23 protein-coding genes and 1 pseudogene are annotated in these 24,851 nt (G+C 66.4%); 7 read left to right on the top strand and 17 right to left on the bottom strand.

Annotated features, from left to right (window positions below):
- Positions 1 to 16: 16 nt before the first annotated feature.
- From QYL93_RS23945 to QYL93_RS23975, 7 genes are all read right to left on the bottom strand, one after another.
- The gene (locus QYL93_RS23945) at positions 17 to 1,315 is read right to left on the bottom strand and encodes a phosphoribosylamine--glycine ligase (protein WP_305746001.1); all 1,299 of its coding nucleotides are present in this window, start codon (positions 1,313 to 1,315) and stop codon (positions 17 to 19) included.
- The gene (locus tag QYL93_RS23950; protein WP_305746002.1) at positions 1,312 to 2,265 is read right to left on the bottom strand and encodes a class I SAM-dependent methyltransferase; all 954 of its coding nucleotides are present in this window, start codon (positions 2,263 to 2,265) and stop codon (positions 1,312 to 1,314) included. Before QYL93_RS23950 ends, QYL93_RS23945 begins: the two co-directional genes overlap by 4 nt.
- A gap of 165 nt (positions 2,266 to 2,430) precedes the next feature.
- Positions 2,431 to 3,063, bottom strand: a complete 633-nt coding sequence (locus QYL93_RS23955; protein ID WP_305746003.1) for a response regulator transcription factor — start codon at positions 3,061 to 3,063, stop codon at positions 2,431 to 2,433.
- A 43-nt stretch (positions 3,064 to 3,106) separates the two neighbouring features.
- Positions 3,107 to 5,650, bottom strand: a complete 2,544-nt coding sequence (gene ligD, locus QYL93_RS23960) for a DNA ligase D (RefSeq protein ID WP_305746004.1) — start codon at positions 5,648 to 5,650, stop codon at positions 3,107 to 3,109.
- Positions 5,651 to 5,683: 33 nt separating this feature from the next.
- The gene (locus tag QYL93_RS23965) at positions 5,684 to 6,697 is read right to left on the bottom strand and encodes a Ku protein (protein WP_305746005.1); all 1,014 of its coding nucleotides are present in this window, start codon (positions 6,695 to 6,697) and stop codon (positions 5,684 to 5,686) included.
- Positions 6,698 to 6,708: 11 nt separating this feature from the next.
- Complete coding sequence (locus QYL93_RS23970) at positions 6,709 to 6,888, bottom strand: DUF3606 domain-containing protein (protein WP_179680100.1); 180 nt, start codon at positions 6,886 to 6,888, stop codon at positions 6,709 to 6,711.
- A gap of 106 nt (positions 6,889 to 6,994) precedes the next feature.
- Positions 6,995 to 7,294 (bottom strand): hypothetical protein, encoded by a 300-nt coding sequence (locus tag QYL93_RS23975; RefSeq protein ID WP_305746006.1) that lies wholly within the window; start codon positions 7,292 to 7,294, stop codon positions 6,995 to 6,997.
- A 315-nt stretch (positions 7,295 to 7,609) separates the two neighbouring features.
- Here QYL93_RS23975 and kaiC point away from each other — a divergent pair, with 315 nt between their 5' ends.
- The 4 genes from kaiC to QYL93_RS23995 are packed head-to-tail and all read left to right on the top strand — an operon-like array spanning position 7,610 to position 12,349.
- Positions 7,610 to 9,367 (top strand): circadian clock protein KaiC, encoded by a 1,758-nt coding sequence (gene kaiC, locus QYL93_RS23980; protein ID WP_305746007.1) that lies wholly within the window; start codon positions 7,610 to 7,612, stop codon positions 9,365 to 9,367.
- Between the two features lie 5 nt (positions 9,368 to 9,372).
- Entirely contained in the window at positions 9,373 to 9,699 is a 327-nt protein-coding gene (locus QYL93_RS23985; RefSeq protein WP_305746008.1) for a circadian clock KaiB family protein, read from the top strand.
- A 5-nt stretch (positions 9,700 to 9,704) separates the two neighbouring features.
- Complete coding sequence (locus tag QYL93_RS23990) at positions 9,705 to 10,043, top strand: circadian clock KaiB family protein (protein WP_057202897.1); 339 nt, start codon at positions 9,705 to 9,707, stop codon at positions 10,041 to 10,043.
- Entirely contained in the window at positions 10,040 to 12,349 is a 2,310-nt protein-coding gene (locus tag QYL93_RS23995) for an ATP-binding protein (RefSeq protein ID WP_305746009.1), read from the top strand. The genes QYL93_RS23990 and QYL93_RS23995 overlap by 4 nt, the downstream gene beginning before the upstream one ends.
- Positions 12,350 to 12,389: 40 nt before the next feature.
- Here QYL93_RS23995 and QYL93_RS24000 read toward each other — a convergent pair whose 3' ends face one another.
- The 3 genes and pseudogenes from QYL93_RS24000 to QYL93_RS24010 form a co-directional block, all read right to left on the bottom strand.
- On the bottom strand, positions 12,390 to 12,644 hold the full coding sequence (locus QYL93_RS24000) for a hypothetical protein (RefSeq protein ID WP_305746010.1): 255 nt from the start codon (positions 12,642 to 12,644) through the stop codon (positions 12,390 to 12,392).
- Between the two features lie 21 nt (positions 12,645 to 12,665).
- Positions 12,666 to 13,342: pseudogene (locus tag QYL93_RS24005) on the bottom strand (glycosyltransferase family 2 protein).
- A 52-nt stretch (positions 13,343 to 13,394) separates the two neighbouring features.
- Positions 13,395 to 13,643, bottom strand: a complete 249-nt coding sequence (locus QYL93_RS24010) for a hypothetical protein (RefSeq protein ID WP_305746011.1) — start codon at positions 13,641 to 13,643, stop codon at positions 13,395 to 13,397.
- A gap of 228 nt (positions 13,644 to 13,871) precedes the next feature.
- Between QYL93_RS24010 and QYL93_RS24015 the strand changes: the two genes are divergently transcribed.
- Genes QYL93_RS24015 through QYL93_RS24025 form a run of 3 tightly spaced genes read left to right on the top strand, consistent with a single transcriptional unit; the run spans position 13,872 to position 16,332 of the window.
- Positions 13,872 to 14,933, top strand: coding sequence for an acyl-CoA dehydrogenase (locus QYL93_RS24015; RefSeq protein ID WP_305746012.1), 1,062 nt, complete (start codon positions 13,872 to 13,874; stop codon positions 14,931 to 14,933).
- Complete coding sequence (locus QYL93_RS24020) at positions 14,921 to 15,718, top strand: PIG-L deacetylase family protein (protein WP_305746013.1); 798 nt, start codon at positions 14,921 to 14,923, stop codon at positions 15,716 to 15,718. The genes QYL93_RS24015 and QYL93_RS24020 overlap by 13 nt, the downstream gene beginning before the upstream one ends.
- Positions 15,715 to 16,332, top strand: coding sequence for an SAM-dependent methyltransferase (locus tag QYL93_RS24025; RefSeq protein ID WP_305746014.1), 618 nt, complete (start codon positions 15,715 to 15,717; stop codon positions 16,330 to 16,332). Before QYL93_RS24020 ends, QYL93_RS24025 begins: the two co-directional genes overlap by 4 nt.
- 7 nt (positions 16,333 to 16,339) lie before the next feature.
- Here the strand turns inward: QYL93_RS24025 and QYL93_RS24030 are convergent, their stop codons facing one another.
- The 7 genes from QYL93_RS24030 to QYL93_RS24060 all read right to left on the bottom strand — a co-directional run bounded on the left by QYL93_RS24030 (position 16,340) and on the right by QYL93_RS24060 (position 24,792).
- A complete protein-coding gene (locus QYL93_RS24030) occupies positions 16,340 to 18,274 on the bottom strand; it encodes a response regulator (RefSeq protein ID WP_370877032.1) in 1,935 nt (644 codons plus the stop codon).
- 18 nt (positions 18,275 to 18,292) lie between these two features.
- Entirely contained in the window at positions 18,293 to 19,156 is an 864-nt protein-coding gene (locus tag QYL93_RS24035; RefSeq protein ID WP_370877031.1) for a sensor histidine kinase, read from the bottom strand.
- Entirely contained in the window at positions 19,153 to 20,157 is a 1,005-nt protein-coding gene (locus tag QYL93_RS24040; protein ID WP_305746017.1) for an ATP-binding protein, read from the bottom strand. Before QYL93_RS24040 ends, QYL93_RS24035 begins: the two co-directional genes overlap by 4 nt.
- A complete protein-coding gene (locus tag QYL93_RS24045) occupies positions 20,148 to 20,552 on the bottom strand; it encodes an anti-sigma regulatory factor (protein WP_305746018.1) in 405 nt (134 codons plus the stop codon). Before QYL93_RS24045 ends, QYL93_RS24040 begins: the two co-directional genes overlap by 10 nt.
- Entirely contained in the window at positions 20,542 to 20,916 is a 375-nt protein-coding gene (locus QYL93_RS24050) for an STAS domain-containing protein (protein ID WP_305746019.1), read from the bottom strand. The genes QYL93_RS24045 and QYL93_RS24050 overlap by 11 nt, the downstream gene beginning before the upstream one ends.
- 16 nt (positions 20,917 to 20,932) lie before the next feature.
- Positions 20,933 to 21,784 carry an STAS domain-containing protein gene (locus tag QYL93_RS24055; RefSeq protein WP_305746020.1) on the bottom strand — a complete coding sequence of 284 codons (852 nt, stop codon included), beginning with the start codon at positions 21,782 to 21,784 and terminating at the stop codon, positions 20,933 to 20,935.
- A gap of 179 nt (positions 21,785 to 21,963) precedes the next feature.
- Positions 21,964 to 24,792 carry a hybrid sensor histidine kinase/response regulator gene (locus QYL93_RS24060; RefSeq protein ID WP_305746021.1) on the bottom strand — a complete coding sequence of 943 codons (2,829 nt, stop codon included), beginning with the start codon at positions 24,790 to 24,792 and terminating at the stop codon, positions 21,964 to 21,966.
- Positions 24,793 to 24,851: the final 59 nt, after the last annotated feature.

Raw genomic sequence — 24,851 nt, forward strand, 5'->3', positions numbered from 1 at the left:
GGCCGGCCTCTGGTGCCTACAAATAGCCCCACCGGTGCAGGTTGCCAAGGGCCTCGTGCGACACCCGCACACCGATGTCTTCGCGGTAGCGCAGGTTGGGCACGTAGACCTTGCGCGCCAACGCCAGCGCGCTGGCGCGGGCCGCCTCCACGGTGGGCGCGCAGCCGGTGGCCACGCCCACATAGCCGCTGGTGCCACTGGTGATGAGCGCGCCCTGGCGCAGCTCCACCTCGGCAAAGGCGATGGCCGCGCGTTCTGCCATCGACAGGCCCTCGTCCAGGATCACGGGAATGCCCTTGGAGATTTCCTCGTATCCCTGGGTGTAGGGGAACGGCGGCACCGTCAATACGATGCCCACCGCAAAATCCGGCACCGTCTCGAAATGGGTGGCCGACCGGTGCAGCATCTTCTGGAAGATGGTTTCCCACGGCTCCCGGTGCAGGCGCTCGCAGATGGCGTAGCCGGGGTAGCCGAAGCGGCTGGTGAACTCCAGCGGCCACAGCCCGTCAGCATTGGCCATCAGGTTCACGTTGACGTAGCCGCAGTAGCCGCCATCGCGCAGCACGCCTGCCAGGGGCTTGAGCACCTGGTCTCGCAGCCTGCCGCTGCCGGCGTAGCGGACCACTGTGCCCATCTCGCCCGTGAGCTCACCAAGCTCTCCGGGGAAGAAGCGCTTGTGCTCGAAGTCGATGCACGCGGTTTCCAGGAAATCCATGCCGTTGAAATACCCGCCGACACCGATCTCGATGCCATCGATGTACTCCATGAGCACGAAGTCCGGGGACGGTAAAGGTGCCTCGTGCGCGCTGTAGAAATGGAGCAGCGCGGCCAGGTCGCTGCTGTCGCCCTTCTGCGCGATGTAGTTGCGCGTGCGCGGGCTGTTGGCGCCGTTGAACTTGAGCACATAGCGCTGCCTTCGCGAGGCGATGAAGTCCGAGGCCTCACGGTAGCTGGTGAACGAGTGGCTGGCCGCGGTGCAGAGGCCCGCCTCGCGCAGCACGGCCTGGCCATACTCGCGCTCGGCCTCCAGCCGGTCGCCCAGGGCGCTGCCGCCGATGACCTGAAAGCCGTCCCTGCGCAACGCATCCTGCTGAGCGCCCTGGTCCGCCGTCTCGAAGAGGATCAGGCCCTCGGGCCCTGCCTCCCTGATCCAGCCCAGCTCCCTTTGCCAATCATGGGTGCGCGTGAGCATGCCGGCAAACACACCGTGGCTGGCCGGGTCGCGCACGAACACCCGCACCTGGTGGCCGCGTGCCTGCATGCCGCCGTACATGGCAGCCAGGTCGTTGCTGCCACCGATGCCCAGGATCCTCACGCCGCCGGCCTTTGCACCACGAGCCCGATGGCGGCGATGCGGTCCACCCTTGCGTACTCCGGCCGGTCGAGTTCTTCGCCAAAGACATCGGGGTCGATCTCGCGGCGCGTGAACGCGCAGCCCGTGCGCGCCGCAATGCTGGCGGCCCATTCGGAAAACGGGTCTACCCCCTGTACCACGGCGCTGCCGGTGTAGAGGATCAGGCGGCCGCCAGGCCTGAGGTGGGCGATGGATTGCTCCAGGATGCGCTGCGACAGCCCTTCGCCGTAGTCGCCGCCGCCATGCCGGTACGTGCGCCGCTCTGCGTCGACCAGGTACGGAGGGTTGGAGACGATCAGATCGAAGTCGCCCGCGACTCCCTGGTACAGGTCGGACTGCACGAAAGTGCAGGACGCCATCTGCGCAAGGCGGGCATTGGCCTGGGCCAGCGCCAAGGCCTTGGGATTGATGTCTGCCAGCACCAGTTCATGGACGCTGTCCCCTGCGGCACGCGCCGCCGCGATCCCGCCCGGGCCGCCGCCGCAGCCCATGTCCAGCACGCGGCTCGCCGACCCGAGGGGGTTTGCGGCCAGCTCCGAGTCGATCAGGGCGGCGAAGCGGTAGGTATCAGGGCCAAAGAAGACCGCGTCTTCCGCTGCGGTGGGAAAGCCAGAATGGGCATAAATGTCATCGCCCAGGCTGCTGTAACGCACCGCGCTTGTGTACAGGCCATGCTCCAGCACGGTGATGAGTTGCGCGGAATGCAGTTCCTTCAACAGCGGCGGTGACAGCAGCGTGCCATGGAACGGCAGGTTCCAGCCAAAGGCATCCCGCAGGTCGCGCGCGGGCAGGTCACCCCGGTTGCGAAACACCCGCTGGTGCGTCAATGGCGTCACCGTGGTGAATGCGTAGCCTTCGCTCTGGAGGTAGTTGCCCAATTCGACCAGCGCGGCGATGCATTGTTCGTCCATGGCGTGGTCAGCCTCCCCGGTACGGGTACAGACCCGCGCCGATGAAGGACACGGCCTGGGCGGCACTCGGCAATGGCTGGAACATGGGGACCTCCAGAAACAGAGAGAGCATCTGCATGGAACGGCACCCATCGGCGCCGTACGTTCACCGGGAGCAGGCCGCACTCACTGAATCAGATTGTTCTTGAGCGCGTAGTAGGTCAGGTCGCTGTTCGAGTCGAGGTGCAGCTTTTCCATCAGGCGGGTGCGGTAGGTGCTCACCGTCTTCACGCTCAGCGACAGGTCTTCGGCAATGTCGCCGACGTTGGCGCCCTGGGCGAGCTTAAGGAACACCTGGAACTCGCGCTCCGACAGGTGTTCGTGGGCAGGCCGCTCGCCTGGGCGGTTGAGCTGCTGGGCCAGCAGCTCCGCCACGGTGGGCGTGAGGTAGCGCTTGCCCAGCGCGATGACGCGGATCGCCTCGACGATGTCGGCGGGCTTGCAATCCTTGTTGAGGTAGCCGCTGGCCCCCTGGCGGATGAGGTTGATGGCGTAGTGCTCCTCGGGGTAGCCGCTGAGGATGAGGATGCCCATGTCCGGCGCCTTGGCGCGCAGCATGGACATGGCATCGAGCCCGCTCTGCCCGGGCATGGCCAGGTCCATCACCAGCACGTCGATGTCATGCTCGCGGATGAGGTCGATGGCCTCGCGCCCGTTGGAGGCTTCGCCCTCCACCCGCAGATCCACATGGTCGGCCAGGAACTGGCGCAGGCCTGCACGAACAATTTTGTGGTCATCCACGATGCCGATCTTGATCATTGCGTCTTCTTCTTTGGTTAATGAAAAACTGGTGTAAGTACCGTCAATTCCTGGCCGCATCCTTGGGCGCATACGCCAGCAGGCGCATCGCCCCCGACAGGGACACGGCCGCCGCCGCATAGCCGTCCCAGGGGGCATTGCCCTGGCGCAGGCGCTCGCCCACGGTGCGTACCGTCCAGTGCGCGCCGCTAGTGAGCTGGCCCAGTTCGGACCAGGCCACCGGCACCGAGATGCCCATGCCCTCGCGCGAGCGCGCAGACCAGGCGCTCACCGTGGTGGCCCCGCGCCCGTTGCGCAGGTAGTCCACGAAAATCTTGCCCACCCGGTTGCGCGGGCCGCTCTTGGCGACAAAGCGCGGCGGGATGGTCTCGGCCAGGTGCTGCACCACGGCTTGCGAGAAGCCCTTGACCGCGTCCCAGCCCTGCAGCCGCTTGAGCGGCACGACCACGTGCAGGCCCTTGCCGCCGCTGGTCTTGAGAAAGGCCGGCAGGTGCAGCTCCTGCAGCATCACCTGCACCAGTTGGGCGGCCTCCAGCACGTTGTCCCACGGCACGCCCTCGCCCGGGTCGAGGTCGAAGGTCATGCGGTCGGGCCGCTCGATGCGGTCCTTGCGTGCGTTCCAGGTGTGGAACTCCAGCACGTTCATCTGTGCGGCCGACAGCAGGCCCTCGGGCCGGGCCACTTCGAGCAGCGGCGCATGGCCTTCGTCGAGCGCGGGGTCGAGCAGCGTGACGCCGTCCATGGCCCCCTTGTCCAGGTGCTTCTGGAAGAACAGCTCGCCGCCCACGCCATCGGGCGCGCGCACCAGCGAGACGGGACGGCCCTTGAGGTGTTCCATCATCAGCGGGGCCACGGTGGCGTAGTAGCGCACCAGTTCGATCTTGGTGATGCCGGTGGAAGGATCGATCACGCGGTCGGGGTGCGAGATGCGCAGCGAGTCGGGCAGTGCCTCGGATGCCTTGGCCACACCAGCCTTGCGGGCCGGTTTCTTCTTTTTGTCGATGGCTTCCATGGCCTGCGGCTTCTCCTGCACGATGGCCTTGGCCGGCTTGTCCGCGCGCAGGCCGTGGAATACGGAGTGCCGGATGCGCCCTTCCTTGGTCCATTCGGCAAACGACACCTCGGCAATCAGGCGCGGCTTGACCCAGTGGGCCTTTCTGCCGACGGCGGTGCCCTCGGGGAACGGGCTCTTGGCGGTGCTCAGCGTGGTGAGCCTGGTGTGCAGCTCTTGCAGCGCGCGCTCGGTGAAACCCGTGCCCACATTGCCCGCGTAGCGCAGCGCGCCATCGTCGCCATGCACGCCGAGCAGCAGCGAGCCGATGCCGGTGCGCGAGCCCTGCGGGTCGGTGTAGCCGCAGACCACGAACTCCTGGCGGTGGCTGCACTTGAGCTTGATCCAGTCGGCATTGCGCCGCGAGGCATAGGCCGCCGACTTGCGCTTGCCGATCACGCCCTCGAAGCCCAGGTGGCAGGCCGAGGACACGAGGTCGGAAGGTTTGGCCTCGAAGCTTTCGCTGAAGCGCACGCGGTCGTTGGCCCCCTGCGCCACCAGGGCGCGCAGCATCTCGCGGCGCTCCACCACGGGCAGGCCACGCAGGTCGTGCCCATCGGCATAGGGTAGATCAAATGCGTAGTACACCAGGTCCTTGGCCACGCTGGCGTCAAAGGCGTTCTGCAGGGCCTGGAAGTCGGGCGTGCCATGGGCGTCCAGGGCCACCACCTCGCCATCGAGCCAGCCCGACTGCATCGGCAGCTCGCCGATGGCCTTGACCAGTTGGGGCATGCGGTGCGTCCAGTCGTTGCCGTTGCGCGTGAACAGGCGCACCGAGCGCTTGTGCACCCGGGCCAGCAGGCGGTAGCCGTCGAACTTGAGCTCCCAAAGCCAGTCCGTGGTGTCGGTCGGCGGCTTGTCCACCAGCGTGGCCAGCTGCGGTGCCAGGGTGTCGGGCAGCGGCACCTTGGCCAGTTTGGCGGCTTTGGCCTGCACCACGGCGGCGGCAATGCCTGCGGGCCGGGGCGGCGCCACGGGCGCCAGCGAGACCACGCTGTCGGGCATTTCCTCCACCACGCTGAACCCGGCAGCCGGCCGTTCGAAATCGTCGTGCTCCTTGATCAGCAGCCACGGGGGCTGCCGTTCATCGCTTTTGCCACCCTTGCCGTGCATGCGCACCAGCGTCCAATGGCCCTTGAGCTTGTGGCCATGCAGTTCGAACTTGAGCTTGCCCTTGCGGTAGCCCTCGGCGGCATCGCCCACGGGCACCCAGTAGCCCCTATCCCAGACGATGACCTTGCCGGCGCCGTACTGCTTGGGGGGTATCTGGCCCTCGAACGTGTTGTACGAGATGGGGTGGTCTTCCACCTGCACGGCCATGCGCTTGTCGGCCGGGTCCAGGCTCGGGCCCTTGGGCACGGCCCAGCTCTTCATGCTGCCGCCCAGCTCCAGGCGCAGGTCGTAGTGCAGGCGGCTGGCCCAGTGCTTCTGGATCACGTACTGCAGCGCCTCCCCACCCGGCGCCCCGCCCTCGGCCGGCTCGGGCGTGATGGCAAAGTTGCGCTTTTGCTTGTACAGGGCGAGGGAGTCGGCCATGGGGTGGGCTTTCGCCATCTCTTTCGCCATACCTCAGGCCGCCCGGCGCGCCGGGGTCTTCTTGGCGGGAGCCTTCTTCGCCGGGGCCTTGGCGGCGGTGGCCTTTTTTGCAGGCAGCTTCTTCGCCGCAGACTTCTTCGCCGCGGGCAAGGGCGTGATCGATGCGGGCTTGCCCTTGGCTTTGGGCTGTACCGCAGCTGTCTTGCCGCCCTTGCCCTCCAGGCTGCGCTTGAGCAGCGCGGTCAGATCCAGCACGTCGGCGCCGGCGGGGGCGCTTTCCTTGCCACTGTCGACCTTGACCACGGCAGCGGTTTCGCCCGAAGCCACCTTGGTCTCCACGAGCTTGTGGATCTCCTGCGCGAAGGAGTTGCGAAAGCTGTCGGCATCCCAGGCCTGCGTCATATCCTCGATAAGTTGCAGCGCCATGTCCATTTCGGCCGGCTTGATGCCGGCGGCCTTGGCATCGAGCGGAGGCAGGTTCAGCTGCTCGAACGAACGGATCTCGCCACCCCAGCGCAGCAGGTTCAGCACCAGCGCGCGCCCACAGGGGATCAGCACCGCCAGGTGCTGCTTGGACTGGATGACCACCTTGGCCACGCCCACCTTGTTGCTTTGGCGCAGGGCCTCGCGCAGCAGCGCATAGACCTTCTCGCCGCGCTTGAGCGGGGCCGTGTAGTAGGGCCGCTCCAGGTAGACGAAGGGGATCTCGTCGGCATCGAGAAAGGTCTCGATTTCGATGGTCTGCGTGATCTTGGGGTAGGCGGCCGCGATCTCTTCGGGCGTGAGCACCACGTAGTGCCCGTCCTCGTACTCGATGCCCTTGACGATGTCGGCCGTGGCGATCTCCTTGCCCGTGACCTTGTTCACGCGCTTGTAGCCCACGGGCTCCATGGAGCGCTTGTCCAGCCAGTCGAAGTCGATGCCCGAGCTTACCGTGGCCGAGTACAGCCCCACGGGAATGTGCACCAGGCCAAAGCTGATGGCCCCCTTCCACATGGTGCGGGTGGAAGTGGGTGCCTTGCCTGCGTCCTCTTTGTCCTGGGCCATCGCAATGCCCCTCAGCGGGCGTGGCTCAGGTACTCGCGCACCTTGTCGGCCGAGTTTCCGACGGCCGCCACGGCCTCGCGCAGCTGCGCCTCGGTAACGCCCAGGCTGTTGGTCCAGTCGCGCACTTCGTAGTGCTCGGCGAGGCTGATGAAATGGCGGTCTTGGGCGGTCTTGCTGTGGTCGTCGCTCATGGCGTGGTTCCTTCTCAGAGGGTGCTCTGGAAAGTAACACCCGCCTCGGGACGGCCTTGTAGGACAGCAGCCGATCCACCCCCCGGCGAAATGCCCGGCCTGGGCGTCAGGGGGTCTGCAGGCGTATGTTCAGGTGCGGCCCGGCCGTCAGGTCGAAGACATCGGCCCGGGCCAGATCGGGGCAGTGGTGGAACTGCGCTTCGACAAAGTCTGCCGTGAGCTGGCTGGCAACGGCTTCGAGCAAGGCCTGGGCAGTGGGCAGCCCGCCGTCCGCGACTCCGTTGCCCTCCAGCATATAGCTGTAGCGGCCCTGCCGGTGCGTGACGAGCGCCAACGCGATCAGGTGGCCTTCGGTATCGCCCGCATAGACACGGCCTCCGGGGAAAAAGAGGGTGTAGCAGCGCACTTTCTGCAGCTGGTCCTGACCGGGCGGGTGGGCGATGGTGACCTCCGATGAGATGGGCGGATGGCAAATCAGCGCTGGCTGCCACGGCAGCTGGCCTGGCAAATTCTGCGGCCTGAACCGCATGTGCGCAAGGGTCAGGGCCCGCCGCGCAGCGCAATCCGGCCGCGTCCTACAGAGCCATGCCTGCGGATTTCCTACGATGTTTACGTCCCGTCACGTTCGCCGTGGCCTGTGCCTGCAGGGAAATTGCAGGTCCAGTGCCGGAGGGTTTCCACTCCAGCCCACTCCATCCATCTACTCCTTGATCGCGCACCGATGGCAGCTACCAGACAAAAGAAGAATGCTCCTGCTGAAACGTCCGCAGGCATTGCGAAGTCGCCCACCGGCATTGCCGGTCTCGATGAGATCACCGAGGGCGGACTGCCCGCCGGCCGCCCTACCCTGGTGTGCGGCGCAGCGGGCTGTGGCAAGACCATGCTGGCGGCGGAATTCCTCGTCAAGGGCGCCACGGAGTATGCAGAGCCTGGCGTCTTCATGATGTTCGAGGAGTCCACCGAGGAGCTGGTCGAGAACATGCGCTCGCTGGGGTTTGACCTCGACCAGTTGCAGCAGCAAAAGAAGCTGGCCCTGGACTTCGTGCGCGTGGAGCGCAGCGAGATCGAGGAAACCGGCGAGTACGACCTGGAGGGCCTGTTCATCCGCCTGGGCTACGCCATCGATTCGATCGGCGCCAAGCGCGTGGTGCTGGACACCGTGGAGGCATTGTTTGCGGGCGTGCCCAACCACGCCATCCTGCGCGCCGAGTTGCGCCGCCTGTTCCGCTGGCTCAAGGACAAGGGCGTCACCGCCATCATCACCGCCGAGCGCGGCGAAAGCGCCTTCACCCGCTATGGGCTGGAGGAGTACGTGGCCGACTGCGTGATATTGCTGGACCACCGCATCGAAGACCAGGTCTCCACCCGGCGCCTGCGCGTGGTGAAGTACCGCGGCTCGGCCCATGGCACCAACGAGTACCCGTTTTTGATCGGCAGGCACGGCATCTCGGTGCTGCCCATCACCTCGCTGGCGCTCAACCACCAAGCCTCGCGCGAGCGCATGTCCACCGGCATCGGCGGGCTCGATGAAATGCTAGGTGGCCAGGGGATCTACCGTGGCAGCAGCCTGCTGGTGTCGGGCGCGCCCGGCACGGGCAAGAGCAGCATGGCCGCCAGCTTCGTCGATGCGGCCTGCGCGCGCGGGGAGAGGGCTATCCTCTTCACCTACGAAGAGTCCGAGAGCCAGCTGCTGCGCAACATGGAGTCCATCGGCCTGCACCTGCGCCGCTGGGTGGACAAGGGCCTACTCAAGATCGAATCCACCCGCCCCACCCTGCAGGGGCTGGAGCAGCACCTGGCCCATGTGTACGACCTGGTGCGCGACTTCCATCCGCAAGTGGTGGCGGTGGACCCCATCAGCAACCTGACCTCGCAGAAAGATGATTCGGGCCTCAAGCTCACGCTGATGCGGCTCATCGACTTCCTCAAGACCGAGGGCACGACGGCGCTGCTCACCAGCCTCACGGTCGATGCGGCGCCATTCCCGGTGGCCACGTCGGAAGTAGGCGTGTCTTCTCTCATGGACAGCTGGCTGTTGCTGGCCAACGTGGCCGTCAACGGCGAGCGCACGCGCACGCTGCAGGTGCTCAAGTCGCGCGGCATGCCGCACTCCAACCAGGTGCGCGAATTCGTCTTCTCCGACACGGGCGTGGACCTGGTGGACGTGTACCTCTATGGCGACCAGGTGCTCACCGGCACCGCTCGCATAGCGCACGAGGCGCAGGTGCTGGCCGCCAACGACCTGCGCGGGCGCGACCACGAGCGCCGCCTGCGCGACCTGGCCAACCGCCGCAAGGCGCTGGATGCGCAGATCGCAGCGCTGAATGCGCAGGCGCTGGAGCGGGCCGGAGAGGTGGAGTTCGCTATCGAGCGCGAGACCATGGAGGCCCTGGGCGCGCAGGAGCGCGCCCGCAGCATTGCGGTCAAGCGCGCCACCGGCGGCAAGGCAGCGTCCCAACCCGCATCGCCCAAAGGATGATCGATATGGCAACCCCTTCCACCCTGCGCGAAAGGCCCATCGCCGAGCCGCTCAAACCCGAGTGGCAGCTCAAGCTCTACGTGGCTGGCTCCACCCCCCGCTCCAATGCCGCGCTGGAAAACCTCAAGCGCCTGTGCGAGACGCACCTGGCCGGGCGCTACAGCATTGAAGTCGTGGACCTGCTGCTCAACCCGCAACTGGCGGCGGGCGACCAGATCCTGGCCGTACCCACCCTGGTGCGCAAGTTCCCCGAGCCGATCCGCAAGATCATCGGCGACCTGTCGAACGAGGAACGTGTACTCGTCGGGCTCGATGTGAAGCCCCTCGTTTGAACCCCATGGCACCTACCGAAACCCGCCATGCCCAGCACGAACAGCCCGCCGAGGTTTCGCAGCCCAACGACTACCGGCTCTACGTGAGCATGGCCTCGCCGATCTCGCTGCGTGCCATTGCCAATGCGCGCCGCATCCTGCAGGAAGCGTATCCCGGCACGCACCTGCTCACGGTGCTGAACATCGCCGAGCATGTGGATCTGGCGCGTGCCGACCAGATCATCGTCTCGCCCACCTTGCTGCGCCTGGCGCCGCTGCCGCAGCGCCGCTTCATCGGCGACCTGTCGGACCTGAACCGCTTGCGCAGGGCCTTCGGCATACTGCCGGCGCAGGGGGCCGCATGACAGCGGACGGATTCGACCCCACCCCGAGCCTGGCAGGAGAAACCGCCCTTGCCGCCGAGAACGCCTCGCTCAGGCTGCGGCTGCAGGAGCTGGAAGAAACGCTGCATGCCATCCACACCGGCGATGTGGATGCCCTTGTCGTCAACAACGCCATCTATACGCTGGAGAGCGCGCATGCGGCCACCGACCAGCTGCGCCAGGACGTGCTGGGCCAGATGGAGGATGCCGTCTTCGCCTTCGACCAGGATGGGCTGGTGATGTACATCAACGCCGCCGCAGAACGGCTCTATGGCGTGCGGTCCTCCGATGTGCTGGGGCAGCCCCGGCAGTTCATCTTCACCGAGATGCCTGGCATGGGCGAACCGGATGTGCCATCTGCCGCCCCTGGCGCGCTGGCGACCCTCGGCACCCTGCACCGCCTGAACGATGGCCGGTTGATCGATGTCGAGGCCGTGGTCTCGCCCCTGCTCGGCCCGCTGGGCCGGCCCCTGGGTTCGCTGGCCGTGGTGCGCGACATCACCCAGCGCCGGCGCGCGGAGCACTGGCGCAACCTGCTGGCGCGCCTGCCGGAGCGGCTGCGCGAGGTGGGCGACCTGCCGGGCATGGCGCAGGAAGCTGCACGCCTTCTGGGCGAGACACTGCGCCTGGCGCGCGTGTGCTACGGCACCATCGACGACACTGGAGAACTGTGCACCATCGACCAGGACTGGTGCATTCACGGCCTGGCCACGCTGGCTGGCACCTGGCGCATGCACGACCTGGGCTCCTGCGCCGATGGTCTTTGGCACGGAGAACCCCTGGTGGTTGCCGACACCGGGGCCGACCCAGACCGCTACCCAGAGGGCACGCTTGACACGCAGGGCGTGCGCGCCCTGCTGAGCGTGCCGCTGATCGAGCAGGGCAAGCTCGTGGCCATCCTGTTCCTGCACCATGCGGACGCGCGCCACTGGACAGCCGATGAAATCGACTTCGTGCGCGAGTTTGCCGAGCGCATCCGCTCTGTTTCGGAGCGGGTGCGCAGCGCCAATGCCCTGGCGCTCAGCGAGGCGCGGCTGCGCGATGTGAATGAAAACCTGGAAGCCACCGTGGCAGCACGCACGGGCGAGTTGATGGCGGTGGAAGAAGCGCTGCGCCAGTCGCAGAAGATGGAGGCCGTGGGCCAGCTCACTGGCGGTATCGCGCACGATTTCAACAATCTGCTGGGCGCCGTGAGCGCCAGCCTGCAGGTGCTCAAGGTGCGCATGCGCCAGGGCAAGCTCGACCAGGCCGAGCGCTATATCGGCATGGGCCAGGACTCGGTCAAGCGCGCTGCGGCATTGACCCAGCGCCTGCTGGCCTTTGCCCGGCGCCAGACCCTGGACCCCAGGGCCACCGACCTCAACCGCCTGGTGGCCGGGCTCGAAGAGCTGGTGCGCCGCACCGTGGGGCCGGACGTGCAGGTCGAGTGCACGGCCGCCGAGGGCCTGTGGACCACCCGGGTGGACCCTTCGCAACTGGAAAACTCGCTGCTCAACCTGTGCATCAACGCGCGCGACGCCATGCTGCCCGGCGGCGGACACCTGGCCATAGCCACCGCCAACATCGCAGCCACGGACAGCGTGCTGCGCAGCCTGGGCCTGCCTGCGGCAGACTACGTGTGCCTCTCGGTCACCGACACCGGCTCGGGCATGCCGGCCGAGCTGATCGAGCAGATCTTCGACCCCTTCTTCACCACCAAGCCCACCGGCCAGGGCACGGGCCTGGGCCTGTCGATGGTGTATGGCTTCGTGCGCCAGTCGGGCGGCCACGTGCGCGTGCAGTCCGAAGTCGGCGTGGGCACCACCATGCGCCTGTACCTGCCGCGCCATGATGGCCAGGTGCTGGAAGACGCGGCCGATGGCCCTGCCGACACCGTGCAGCAGGGCGAGGGCGAGACCATTCTGGTGGTGGAGGACGAAAGCACCATCCGCACGCTGACCGTGGAGGTGCTCAAGGACGCCGGCTACGTGGTGGTCGAGGCCCACGACGGCCCGAGCGCCCTGCGCACCCTGCAAGCCATGCGCCGCGTGGACCTGCTGATCACCGACGTGGGCCTGCCCGGCGGCCTCAACGGCCGCCAGGTGGCGGATGCGGCTCGCCAGGACCGGCCTGAATTGAAAGTGCTGTTCATCACCGGCTTTGCCCAGAACGCTGCCGTGGGCAATGGCCTGCTCGATGCCGGCATGGAGGTCATGACCAAGCCCTTCGAGCTTACGGTCCTGGCCAGGAAGGTGCGCGACATGATGGACGGGCAGACCGACCGCACGCGGCCCGCCATGTCTCAGTGAACCCGATGATCCGGCGCCGTCTGCAGCGGGGCGATGGCACTCAGCTCGGTTTCTGATCGTCTCCGTCTTCGGTCTTGAGCAGGCCGCGGATGTTCATGGCCGCCAGGCAGACCTGCAGCGCGATCAACGCGATGGCGTGGGAGTACAGGCCCCAGGCCACCCACAGCACATTGCTGGCCAGGAACACCCAGAACCCGGTGTTGCGGCGCGAGGGCGCGTTCGACCCCACCAGCCAGGCCGCCAGCACCGATGCCGCAAATGCGGGCCACTGCGCCCAGTCCAGCCAATCGTTCATGGGGTGGTCACCTTGTGCCGGTTAGAGAATGGCGGGCAGCACGGCCAGTGCGCCGCCCAGCTGCAGCAGCGTGGCGCCAAAGCCTTCCGGTGCACGGAACTGCTTGCGCGCGCTGGTCGTCACGCGGGTGGTTGCCGTCCAGGCGATGGACAGGCCACGTTCCTGCAGCCGATGGACCAGAGCAACGTCCTCACCGGTGACCAGGGGCTCAAAGCCACCCACCTCCCTGTAGGCCTGAGCCGTGACACCGAGGTTGGCTCCGTGGATGTGGCGGTGGCCATCACAGTCCCGGTACAGCGCATCGAACTGCTCGCGCACCCCGTCGCCATGTGCTCCCCAGTCGCGCACCTGCACCGTGCCGCACACTGCATCGGCCTGGTGGCACAGCTGCTGTGCAATCCAATTAGGCGCAACCTCGCTGTCGGCATCCGTAAAGGCCAGCCAGCGCGCGCCGGCGGCCAGTGCCAGCTGGGCGCCGATGGCGCGGGCCGCGCCTACATTGCGTGCCTGGCAGACCACGGTGCGCACACCCAGCCCGGCTGCGATGTCCTGCGTTGCGTCGCTGCAATCGTCCAGCACCACGATCAGGAGCACGCGCTCGCCGCCAGATCGGGGCACGACGAGGCTGCGGTGAGTGATTGAAGGCAGGCCGCGATGTGGTCTTCTTCGTTGTGCGCGGGGACGATGACGGCAATCATGTCCGGCCTCTGGCTCGCGAAATCCGGAGCAACATGACGGCGGCACCGCAGATCATTCAGAGGAATCGGGCGAGCCGGCAGTTGCCAGCGTTGTGTCTGGCGCCGCGTGTGCCTGGACCTGTGCACCCTTGCTTCGCCAAAAACCAGGATCCATGCTGTTGGCCAGCACCATTGCCAGCACCACCAGGGCGGTCGCCACTTCCGCATACAGCAGGCCACGGCTTTCCCATGGAGACACGGGTTGTGGGAACTCGCCGGCAGGGCCGTGGACAGTGCGAGCAGGCGGAGTTTGGGTGGTCACGGAATGCTCCTGGTAGTAGGTAGCCAAAAGTAATCGTTGGCAGGCTTGGGGCTTGTCGGACAGCATCCCAAAGCAGTGTCGTGCCACCGCAAATCTCCCAGTGGAGTGTTCCCGAAACTGCCGGCGAAGGAACCGGGCATTCGTCCCACAGCACAGCCCGCCAGGTGCCGACCAGGCCCTGCTCGCATACCCACCAGAGTAGGAAGATCTCCAAATAAGGCCTCCTGCATGTCCGTCCCCAATGTCCGCCAGATCGTTCCCAACCCGGTTGTCACGGTTTCCGCGCTCTCCCAGGCCTTGCCGGCGCTAGCGGCGTTGCCGGTTGCGGCCCAGTTGCGGCAACTGGTGGGCATGGGCCTGGCCCGGTTACCGCAGCCGGGCAAGGGCAACACTTTGCAGCGCTGGCAGGCGCTCAGCCGTGTAGCGCAGCACAGCCTTTCGCTGGCCAAGCTTTACGAGGGGCATACGGATGCGCTGGCCATCCAGCATGAACTGGGTCACGCCCCCATTCAGACGAACGCTACATGGGCCGTCTGGGCCGCCGAAGGGGCGGGGCAGATGGTACGGATCAGCCCCTCAGGCAACGGCCGGCAGGTCACGCTGTCCGGCACCAAGGCCTGGTGCTCCGGAGCGCAGGGCGTGAGCCACGCCCTGCTCACCGCCTGGCTCGAAGGGCAGGACCAGAGCCAGCTGGTGGCGGTGGATCTGTCACACCCCAGCATTCACATGAACACCGACGCCTGGCAGGCTGTGGGAATGGCCGACACCCTGAGCGCGGAAGTCGCTTTCGATGGCACGCCCGCCACCCTGGTGGGAGACCCTGGCGACTACCTGCAACGGCCCGGTTTCTGGCACGGGGGCGCGGGCATCGCTGCCTGTTGGCATGGCGGCACGCTGGCCGTGGCCGAGGCGCTGTACCAAGGCATGCGGGCGGCCTCACCCGAGCACTCGGCGTTTGCGTCCCGCTGCGCAGCATTCGGCAAGGTGGACAGGGTGCTCGCGGGCCTTGCGGCCCTGTTGCGCGAGAGCGCCGACTGGATCGATGCACATCCGCATGCAGACGCCATGGCCGTGGCCCTGCGTCTGCGCCAAGCCGCCGAGGCAGGCGCCCATTGCGTGCTGGAGGAAACCGGGCGCGCGCTGGGCGCCACGCCCTACTGCCGCGACGCCGCCTTTGCCCGCGCGGCGGCAGACCTGCCGGTCTTCATTCGGCAGAGTCATGGCGCGCGCGACGACGCGGCCCTGGCAAACGCCGTGCTGGCGCAGGAGCACTACCCATGGGCACTGTGAGCCCTGCCGCCACGGTGGATGGGCTGGACCCGGCCACCCGCTTCATCAGCGCTCCGCGCGCTGCCTCGCGGTTCTGGGAGTCCTGGCTACGGGAACAAGGTATTCCGCGCGTGCCCGCCAGGCGGTTGGTGGGCCAACACCAGCGCCTTGTGGTGGTAGCGCCGCACCCCGACGACGAGATTCTGGCCTGCGGCGCCCTGCTCTGTGCCCACCTGGCGCAGGGCGGCACCTGCCTGCTGGTGGCGGTCACCGACGGCGAGGCCGGCACGGCAGGGACTCCCGGACACGATGCGGTGGCCCTGGCCAGTCAGCGCAGGCAGGAAAGCGCAGCCGGGCTACAGCGCCTGGGAGTGCCCACCGAGCCAGCCGTCGTGCGGCTCGGTCTGCCTGATGGGGTTTTGCAAGATCGTGCTGAAGAAGTGCGAGCCCAGGTGGCGGCCCTGGTCCGGCCCGGGGATGTGGTGCTCACCACCTGGCGCCGCGACGGGCACCCGGACCACGAAGCCTGTGGCCACGCCTGCGCTGCGGTATGCGACGCCAGCGCGGTCACCCTGCTCGAAGCGCCCGTATGGATGTGGCACTGGGCCGAGCCCTGGGACACTCAGGTGGATTGGACCCGGCTCACGGGTGTGGGTGTGGACAACGACACCGTAGCCCGCAAACTCCATGCACTGGCCGCGCACCGCTCTCAGCTCACGTCCCGCTCCCCTACCCTGCCTCCGGTGCTGGATTCCGCCCTCATCGAGCGCGCCGGTTGGGACACCGAATACTTCTTCACACCATGACTGGACCCGCACCGCAAAACCTGTTCGATCCCCTGTTCGCCCGGGGACCCGATCCCTGGCATTTCGAGAGCAGTTGGTACGAGGCGCGCAAGCGCGACATGCTGATGGCCAGCCTGCCACGCCCGCGCTATGCATCGGCGTTTGAGCCTGGCTGTGCGAGCGGCTTTATCTCGGAGCACCTGGCGCAGCGTTGCGACCGGCTGCTGGCCTGGGACGGGGCACAACGTGCGGTCGACTATGCGGCCCAAAGACTTCGGCCCTATGCGCACGCTCAGGCAGCGCACGGCTGGGTACCGGACCATTGGCCTGAGGGCCACTTCGACCTTATCGTGCTCAGCGAACTGCTGTACTACCTGAAGGAAGACGGCATCGAGCGCCTGGCGCAACGCTGCCGCACCACTCTGCTCGCTACTGGGTCAGAAGCCACCGTAGTCGCTTGCCATTGGCTCCAGCCGTTCAAGGACTTTCCGCTGGGCGGGGCCCGCGTGCACGAAATCTTGCACCAGCACTTGCAGATTCCGCGCGTGGCGCAGTGGCGTGACGCAGACTTTGGCCTGGAAATATGGACCAGCAACCCGCTGAGCGTGGCCCAGCGCGAAGGGCGCAGGGCCTGAGAAGCATTCAGGCCAGCGCCTGGAGCAACAGGTGCGGCTGCAATGGCTTTCCCATGTGCTGGTCGAAACCTGCAGCAAGTGCGCGGTCACGGTCCTGTGGGCGTGCAAAGGCCGTGAGCGCAATGGCGCGCAGGCGCGGATGGCCCGCGGCAGCCTCCATCTCCCGGACCTTGGCGATCAGGTCATGGCCGTCGCGCCCGGGCAGACCAATGTCGCTCACGAACAGGTCGGGCCAGGCCTTGTCGAACTGGGCGATGGCAGTCTCGTAGCTGTCTGCGACGCGCACGATCGCGCCTTCGTCGGACAGCACGATGCTCAGCATTTCGCTGGTGTCGGCGTTGTCGTCCACCACCAGGATGTCCTTGCCCTGGAGCAGGCGGACTTCCTTGGTGTGGGGAAACGCTTGCTCACCTTCGCTGGATGCGCTTGGCTCCTCATAGGCCACCATCAGGCGGGCCGTCATGGAGGTGCCTTTGCCAGCCCCTTCGCTGAACGCCGAAATGCTGCCCTGGTGCAGTTCCACCAGGTGCTTCACGATGGAAAGGCCCAGACCCAGTCCGCCATGCGCCCGGTTGCCGGGGGTACCGCTTTGCGTGAAGCGCTCGAACAGGAAGGGCAGAAATCCATCGGGAATGCCCACTCCATGGTCCTTGACGACCAGCGTCAGCACATCACCATCGCGCAGCAGCCGCAGGTCGACCGTGCCTCCCGTCTCGGAGAACTTGATCGCGTTGGTCACCAGGTTCCACACGATCTGCTGGAACCGCGTCACATCCAGCCAAGCAGGCTCGTCGGTGTCGTCAGCCTGCACCGACAGCACGATGTTCTTGGCCTGGGCCAGATCGCGCAGCGCATCCAGCGAAACGCGGGTCAGCTCCATCGGGTGGGCCCACTCGCGGTGCAGGCGCAGCTTGCCCGATGCAATGCGCGAGACATCCAGAATGTCGGAAATGATGCGCCCCTGCGCCTTGGCGCCGCGCTCTATGGAATCGATGCCGCGCTTGAGCATATCGGCACTGCAGTTGGGGCGCTTGAGCATGTGCACCCACCCGGTGATCAGCGTGAGGGGGGTGCGCAGTTCGTGCGACAGCACGGCCACGAAATCATCCTTGGTGCGGCTGTGCCGCTCTGCCAGCACGCGCGCGGCCTGTTCGCGCTCCAGGAGTGCCTCGCGACGGCGTTCGAAATCGATCCGTTCGGACAGGTCGGATGCAATGCCGATGCGCACTCCGGGCTCCACGTGGCTGGACATGCTCCAGTCCAGCAGCATCTGCTGCCCATCGCCCCGCACCATCGGAAACTCGCCCTTCCAGGCGATGTCTTCGGAGCTCTCCAGGCGGGCTTTCACGAAGTCCTTCCATGACTCGGGCACCAGCTCGGCCACCGCCATGCCGATCAACTCACCCTGCGGCCTCTGGATCAGCGCTTCGGCGGCAGGGTTCACATCTGCAAAGCACCCCGCAGAGTCGATCAGCATCATGGCCACAGGCGCCTGCCCATAGATGGCGCGGAACCGGCTTTCGCTGCGCCGCAGCTCTTCTTCGGCGGTGCGCGCCCGTATCAAGGCCTGCAAGGTGGCCACCATCAGGGGCGGCTCGGCCGGGTGCACCATGTACGCGTCGGCCCCCGCATTCAGGCCGGCCACCTTGTGCTCGCTCTTCACATAGGTGGCGGACAGATGGATGATGGGGGTCAGCGCCGTGCGCATGTCCGCACGCAGGACCCGGCAGACGTCGAAGCCGTCCATGTCCGGCAGGTTCACGTCCAGAACCACTGCCGATATGTTCTGCTTGGCCGCTTCAATGGCTGCGCCCCCCGTGGCAACCTCATGGGTTTGAAAACCCGCGGCACGGATGACACGCGCAGTGGAGTAGCGCGTGACGGGGTTGTCATCCACCACCAGAACGGTGTGCAGGCTCCGGTCAAGTGTCGGCAAAATCATTCCAGAATGGGGCATGGCTCACACAGAGGCAGTGGCTTCGGCCGGCAGCAGCTGTGCGGGCACGATGACCGAAAAGACGGAGCCTTCGCCCACCACACTTGTCACCTCGATGGATCCGCCCAGCAAAGAGGCTAGTTGCTTGGAAAGTGCCAGGCCCAGCCCCGTGCCGCGCAGCCGCTTTTGTATGGGGGCATCCACCTGGGTGAAGTCATTGAAAAGGGCTGGAATATGCTCCTGCGCGATGCCGATGCCGGTGTCGGAGACGGAAAAGCGGACCATGTCGCCCGCTTCGCGGACCGCTGAGACCCGCACTTCACCATGCGCCGTGAACTTGAGGGCGTTGGAGATGAAATTGCGCAGGATCTGCGACAGCTTGCGGTCATCGGTGTACAGCCTTGGCAGGCCTTCTGCCTCCTCGAAAACGAGGCTGAGTTCATCGTTGTCCAAAATTGGCTTGAACATGCCCCGCAACGCGGTGAACAGGTCCATCATCTCGAACCACTCGGGGGAGATGTCCACCCGGCCAGCTTCGATCTTGGCCAGGTCCAGCAGGTCATCCACCATGTTGGAAAACTCCTGGCAGGTCATCTGGATGAACTCCACCTGGCGCTCCTGCTCCGGGGTGAGCGGGCCATCCACGTGATCAAGCAACAGCCGGGCAATGCTGAGCGTCGCCCCGATGGGCGTGCGGAACTCATGGCTCATGTACGAAAGAAAGCGGCTCTTGAGCTGCGTGGCATGCTTGAGTTGCTCGGCCTGCTCATCGAGCTCGGCGTAGAGCGCCACCACCCCTCGGTTGGTCTCCTCCAGTTCGGCGCGCAGCGCCTGAACTTCGGCGCGGCATTGCTCCAGCTCGGCCTGGGTCGCTTCGCTCACGGTCATTCTCCCTGTTTCACCACCACCACGGTGGCATCGTCCCGGCCCCGCGTGTGCTGCCAAAGCAAGGCGGCCGCAATCAATGCGGGATCGCGCTGCAGCAGCGGCACCAGACTATCCGCTTTCCACCTCGATGCAATGCCATCGCTGTGCACCACCGTCACGGCGTGTGCGGGTACTTCAATGCTGGCCACGTCGGGCCTGCGGACCTGCACACCCACGGTGCCATGCTGCGTCATCAAGGACCTGTCCGACACCCCTGAAATGACCCGCCCCATGACATTGCCAGCGCCGGCATATTGCAGGCCTGATGCGTTGTCCATCTGCAGGACGAGGAGCGCTGCCCCTCGCGTGGTCTGCAACCCGGCATGCGCATCGTTTAACAGGGCCTGAAGGGAGGCAAAAGGGTTGCTCTCAAAGACGTCCAGCGCAGCGTTGGCCGCCACCGCGGCATGCGGTCCATGGCCCAGGCCATCAGCGACCACCAGAGATACCTTGCCGCCGTCGAAGGCAACGGCCCAGGCATCGCCGCAGACCGTTTCACCAGGGGCGGCCAAGCTCACCGCACCCAGCCTGGGCGGTGCCAATGGCCGCTGCGCAGCGGGCCGAACGCGCGCCAGGCACAAGGTGCCCTCGCCGCTCGAATGGATGCTGAAATCGTTGGCCAGGCGGCGTATCGCCCCCAGGCCGGTGCCCGGGGACCCGGAGCCGGTGGAGACCCCGTCCTGGATGGCGCGCTGCACGTCGGCGATGCCAGGGCCCCGGTCCAGTGCAATGACTTCCACCTCCAGCGCTGCGTTCTTGATGGCGATCCACAACTCGCCCTGCACGGCATGGCGCAGCAGGTTGGTGCCCAGTTCGGTCACGACCAGCGACAGGCGCCCCGCGTCCACCTCGGACCAATCCCAGTCCTGCACCGCACGGGCGCAATAGCGCCGCGCCTCGCCCACACAGGTCGCGTCCGTGATACGGAACGGACGGTGGATCCAGCTACGGATCACTTCCATTTGGTGATGCTCACACGCGTTCCACGTCCCGGGGCGGAGTCGATCTCGAAATCACTGACCAGCCGTTTGCTGCCGGGCAGGCCCAGGCCCATGCCTGAACCGGAGGTCCAGCCGTCGGTCATGGCCAGCTTCAAATCCGCGATGCCGGGGCCCTGGTCTTCAAAATGCAGGACCAGGCCCATGCGCGGGGCGTTTTCCAGCACCTCCCAGCGCATGCGCCCTCCTCCTCCGTGGATGAGGGTGTTGCGCGAAAGCTCACTGGCCGCAGTGATCATCTTGGTCTGCTCGACCAGCGACAGTTTCAGGAGCTGGCACAGCGCGCGCACTGTCTGGCGACTGGCCACGACGTGCTGCTCGGACTCCAGCGGAAGGGTGCCAACGCGCTCAACCGACAAGGCCGCTCTCCTCGCGAGCCCGGCGCAGCACGTCCAGCCCCCGCTCCACATTCAGCGCGGTTCTCACGCCGTCCAGCGACAGGCCCAACTCAACCAGGGTGATGGCCACCGCTGGCTGCATGCCTACGACCACAGTGGTGGCCGACAGGATGCGTGCAATGCCGGAAATGCTGGCCAGCATGCGGCCCACGAAGGAGTCCACGATCTCCAGCGCCGAGATGTCGATCATCACGCCGCTGGCGCCGGTCTTGGCAATGCGTTCGGCCAGGTCGTCCTGCAGGGCCAGCGCAGTCTGGTCGAGCATGTCCACCTGGATCGTGACCAGCAGGGTGGAGCCCATGCGCAAGATTGGTATGCGTTCCATAGGTATTGCTGCCTGCTCAGGCTTGGCGCGTCACGCGCCAACCGGTGCGCTGCAATGCCAGCGACAGGGCGTCGGCCAGGCTGGCCTTGGTGGTGATGCCCTGCAGGTCGATGCCCAGGTGCACGATGGTCTGCGCGATCTGGGGCCGGATGCCGCTGATGATGCAGTCTGCCCCCATCAGGCGAATGGCCGTCACGGTCTTGAGCAGATGCTGGGCCACCAAGGTGTCCACGGTCGGCACGCCGGTGATGTCGATGATCGCCAGCTCGGAGCCGGTCTCCACGATCTTCTGCAGCAAGGTCTCCATGACGATCTGGGTGCGGTTGCTGTCCAGGGTACCGATCATGGGCACAGCCAGAACACCCTCCCACAGCTTGACGACGGGGGTGGACAGCTCCAGCAGCTCTTCCTGCTGGCGGTTGATGATCTCCTCGCGGGCATGCTGGAACGTGGTGGCCGTGAACTGCGCCATGCTGTCCACCAGCTTGGTCAGGCCCCAGAACACAGACATCAGTTGCGCACTGTCGCCCCCCGCCGCCCGCGTCTGCAGCGCGCTGAGCAAGGGCTTCTTGAGCGCCAGAACGAACACGCTGGTGTCACCCGCAGTCTGCCCTTGCGCCGCACGCGAGCGTGACAGGGCAGAAAGCACCTGCTGCAGCGGCGACCAGCGGGGGTCGCGGAAGGATTCGGCGTCGGCCCCCGCCTGCAACGACGCGCCAAATGCAGCGACGACCTCCGTGGCGTCTGCCGTGGCGGACTTCGCCAGATCGGGGTTGCTGGTGCGGGCCTCGGCGATCCAGTCCTGTATCAGTACCGCACTGTGGGCGGCTTGCAGTGCGTCAAGGATGTACGTAGTCAGGTTATTCATGAAATCTCATCGGTTGGATCCGTGTGCGCGAGGCCTGGATGCCCCCTGCGTCTGCGTTGCGGGTAATAAATTGTAGAACGAGGGTACAGCCTAAAACAGCGTCAGCACGCGGCCCGCGTTGGCATTGCGGCCCTGTCCTACGACAACTGGCAGCGATAGCATCCTGAGCGCGTCGAAACTCACTCCTCGGAATCCGGGCGGGCGCCCAGCATCTGCCTGAGCTTGCGCGCCAGGTCTTCGCGTGCGTAGGGTTTGCTCAGCAGGGCTACCCCCGCATCGAGCCGCCCGCCATGGACGATGGAGTTCTCGGTGTAGCCCGAGGTGAACAGCACCTCGATGTTTGGCTGCACCAGCCGCGCCTTGCGCGCGAGATCGGGGCTGCGCAGCGGGCCGGGCATGACCACGTCGGTGAACAGCAGGTCGATCTGCACGCCGCTCTCCACCACCGCCAGGGCGCTTTGCGCATCGGGCGCCTTGAGGACCTTGTAGCCCATGTCGGTGAGCAGCTCGACCACGGTTTCGCGTACCTGGGCGTCGTCTTCCACCACAAGGATGGTTTCGCTGCCGCCTTCGGCCTCCACCAGCGGCAGGGGGCCGCTCGAGAGTTCTGCCTCTACCGACCGGGGCAGATAGAGCTTGACGGTGGTGCCGTGGCCCACCTCGCTGTAGATCTTGATGTGGCCACCGCTTTGCTTGACGAAGCCGTACACCATCGACAGGCCCAGCCCGGTGCCATGGCCTTCTGGTTTGGTGGTGAAGAAGGGCTCGAACACCTTCTTCACGATGTCCTCGCTCATGCCGCAACCGGTGTCGGACACGGCGATCATCACGTACTGGCCTGCCGTGACTTCGCCATGGGTCAGCGCATAGATGTCGTCCAGGCTGGCGTTGCCGGCCTCGATGGTCAGGCGGCCATGGCCCTGCATGGCGTCGCGGGCGTTGATGGCCAGGTTGAGCAGCGTGTTCTCCAGAAAGCTGCTGTCGGCCAGGGTGTTCCACAGGCCGCCGGCCACCACAGTCTCCAGCTCGATCGCCTCGCCCAAGGCGCGGCGCAGCATGTCGTTGAGGTCGCGCAGCAGGCGTCCCACGTTGAGCACCACGGGCGAAAGCGGCTGCTTGCGCGCGAAGGCCAGCAGGTGCGATGCCAGCTTGGCGCCGCGCGCCACGCCGTCGAGCGCGCCGTTGATGCGGCGCAGCGCCGCCTCGTCCTTGGCCAGGGTCTTGCGCAGCAGGTGCAGGTTGCCCGAGATGATCTGCAGCACATTGTTGAAGTCGTGGGCCACGCCCCCGGTGAGCTGCCCCACGCTTTCCATCTTCTGCGACTGGTGCAGCGCGGCCTCGGTGCGGCGCAGCGCCTCCTCGGCAGCGCGGTCGTCGGTCACGTCACGGCCCACGGCGTGGATCACGCCGGCCTCCGGCACGGCGGTCCACATGAGCACGCGGTAACTGCCATCCTTGCAGCGGTAGCGGTTGTCGAAGCGAAAGGTGGTCACCCCGCGCGCCAGGCCGCTCATCTCGTCGAGGGTGGCAGTCTGGTCGTCGGGGTGCACCAGGTCCATGAAGCTGCGGCCCAGCAGTTCGCTGGTCTGCCAACCCAGCAGGCGGGTCCACGCGGGGTTCACCGATAGCACCGTGGCCTCGAAGTCGGACACCAGCATCACGTCGGTGGACAGGCGCCACATGCGGTCGCGCTCGGCCGTGCGCTCGGCCACTGTACGCTCCAGATTTTCGTTGAGGTGGGCCAGCGCCAGGGCGGCAGCCCTTTGTTCCTCGATGTCGGTGTTGGTGCCCACCCAGCGCACCACACTGCCGGCGTCGTTGCGCAGCGGCACGGCGCGCGCCAGATGCCAGCGGTAGGTCCCATCGGCGCGGCGCAGTCGAAATTCCGTTTCGTAGCCCACGCCGCTGGCCAGTGCCTGGGCCCACTTCTCACCGGCCTGGGGCAGGTCGTCAGGATGCACGATGCTGGCCCAGCCGGCGCCCAGCAGTGCGGCAGGCGACAGCCCGCTGTACTCGGGCACCTTGTCGTTGAGCCAGTCGAGCAGGCCGTCCGGTCCGGCCGCCCACACCTGGTTGGGCATGGCCTGCGCAAACACCTGGAACTGCGCCTCGCGGCGACTGGCCTCTTCCTCGGCCAGAACCCGCGGCGTCGCGTCGGAGCCCTGCACGAAGATGCCAGCCACCCGGCCCTGCGCGTCGCGCAGCGGGTGGTACAACACATCGATATAGCGCCTTTCGTAAGCGCCGTCGGGTTGGCGCTGCAGCGTGGCGGGCAGCGCCGTGCCGAAGAACGGCTCACCCTTGCCGTACACCTGGTCGAGCAGTTCGAAGAAGCCCTGCCCCGCAACCTCCGGCAGGGCCTGGCGCACCGGCTTACCCAGCACCTCGCGGTGGCCCACCAGTTGCATGTATGCAGGGTTGGCCAGCTCGAACACATGGTCCGGCCCATGCAGCAGGGCCATGAAGCCCGGCGCCTGCTCGAACATGCTGCCCAGGCGCTCGCGCTCGCCCTGCACGCGCTTTTCGGCCTTGACCTTGGCAGTCGTCTCGGTAAGGATGGCCATCACCCCTACCGGCTGCCCTTGCCCATCGGGGATGGGCGAATAGTCCAGGTCCAGGTACACCTCTTCAGGCACGCCGTTGCGGTGCAGCACCAGGAACCGGTCGCGAAAGCTCAGTGTGCCGCCCGCCAGGCATTCGGTGATCACCCGGTCGTTGAAGGGCTCGGCCTCGGGCCAGGCCTGGCGTGCGGGCATGCCCAGTATCTCGGGATGGCGTGCGCCGGCGATGGCGGCATAGCCATCGTTGTAGAGCAGGATGCCTTCGTGCCCCCACATCATCGCCATGGGCACGGGCGATTGCAGCATCAGGTCCACCGCCACGCGGACGATGGGCGGCCAGGCATCCTGGGGCCCCAGTGCCGTGGCAGACCAGTCGCATCGGGCAAAGGCCTGGCGTACCGGGGTGATGGGCTCAACAGGCGTGGAAAGAGGTGGGGCGCTGTACATACACAGTGGGTTGCAAGGGGCCAAAAACGCATGCAGGTGCACGGTGCCGAGATCAAGTT

The organism is Acidovorax sp. A1169 (assembly GCF_030704685.1).
In the GTDB taxonomy this organism is placed as follows: domain Bacteria; phylum Pseudomonadota; class Gammaproteobacteria; order Burkholderiales; family Burkholderiaceae_C; genus Acidovorax.

Bases quoted from the DNA above. Each gene is read 5' to 3' on its own strand.
- QYL93_RS24015 (WP_305746012.1), top strand. From the start codon at position 13,872: ATGTCCGTCCCCAATGTCCGCCAGATCGTTCCCAACCCGGTTGTCACG.
- QYL93_RS23970 (WP_179680100.1), bottom strand. From the start codon at position 6,888: ATGAGCGACGACCACAGCAAGACCGCCCAAGACCGCCATTTCATCAGC.
- QYL93_RS24050 (WP_305746019.1), bottom strand. From the start codon at position 20,916: ATGGAACGCATACCAATCTTGCGCATGGGCTCCACCCTGCTGGTCACG.
- QYL93_RS24000 (WP_305746010.1), bottom strand. From the start codon at position 12,644: ATGAACGATTGGCTGGACTGGGCGCAGTGGCCCGCATTTGCGGCATCG.
- QYL93_RS24030 (WP_370877032.1), bottom strand. From the start codon at position 18,274: ATGATTTTGCCGACACTTGACCGGAGCCTGCACACCGTTCTGGTGGTG.
- kaiC (WP_305746007.1), top strand. From the start codon at position 7,610: ATGGCAGCTACCAGACAAAAGAAGAATGCTCCTGCTGAAACGTCCGCA.
- QYL93_RS24025 (WP_305746014.1), top strand. From the start codon at position 15,715: ATGACTGGACCCGCACCGCAAAACCTGTTCGATCCCCTGTTCGCCCGG.
- ligD (WP_305746004.1), bottom strand. From the start codon at position 5,650: ATGGCCGACTCCCTCGCCCTGTACAAGCAAAAGCGCAACTTTGCCATC.
- QYL93_RS23965 (WP_305746005.1), bottom strand. From the start codon at position 6,697: ATGGCCCAGGACAAAGAGGACGCAGGCAAGGCACCCACTTCCACCCGC.
- QYL93_RS24020 (WP_305746013.1), top strand. From the start codon at position 14,921: ATGGGCACTGTGAGCCCTGCCGCCACGGTGGATGGGCTGGACCCGGCC.
- QYL93_RS24060 (WP_305746021.1), bottom strand. From the start codon at position 24,792: ATGTACAGCGCCCCACCTCTTTCCACGCCTGTTGAGCCCATCACCCCG.
- QYL93_RS24040 (WP_305746017.1), bottom strand. From the start codon at position 20,157: ATGGAAGTGATCCGTAGCTGGATCCACCGTCCGTTCCGTATCACGGAC.
- QYL93_RS23990 (WP_057202897.1), top strand. From the start codon at position 9,705: ATGGCACCTACCGAAACCCGCCATGCCCAGCACGAACAGCCCGCCGAG.
- QYL93_RS23995 (WP_305746009.1), top strand. From the start codon at position 10,040: ATGACAGCGGACGGATTCGACCCCACCCCGAGCCTGGCAGGAGAAACC.
- QYL93_RS23950 (WP_305746002.1), bottom strand. From the start codon at position 2,265: ATGGACGAACAATGCATCGCCGCGCTGGTCGAATTGGGCAACTACCTC.
- QYL93_RS24035 (WP_370877031.1), bottom strand. From the start codon at position 19,156: ATGACCGTGAGCGAAGCGACCCAGGCCGAGCTGGAGCAATGCCGCGCC.
- QYL93_RS24055 (WP_305746020.1), bottom strand. From the start codon at position 21,784: ATGAATAACCTGACTACGTACATCCTTGACGCACTGCAAGCCGCCCAC.
- QYL93_RS23985 (WP_305746008.1), top strand. From the start codon at position 9,373: ATGGCAACCCCTTCCACCCTGCGCGAAAGGCCCATCGCCGAGCCGCTC.
- QYL93_RS23955 (WP_305746003.1), bottom strand. From the start codon at position 3,063: ATGATCAAGATCGGCATCGTGGATGACCACAAAATTGTTCGTGCAGGC.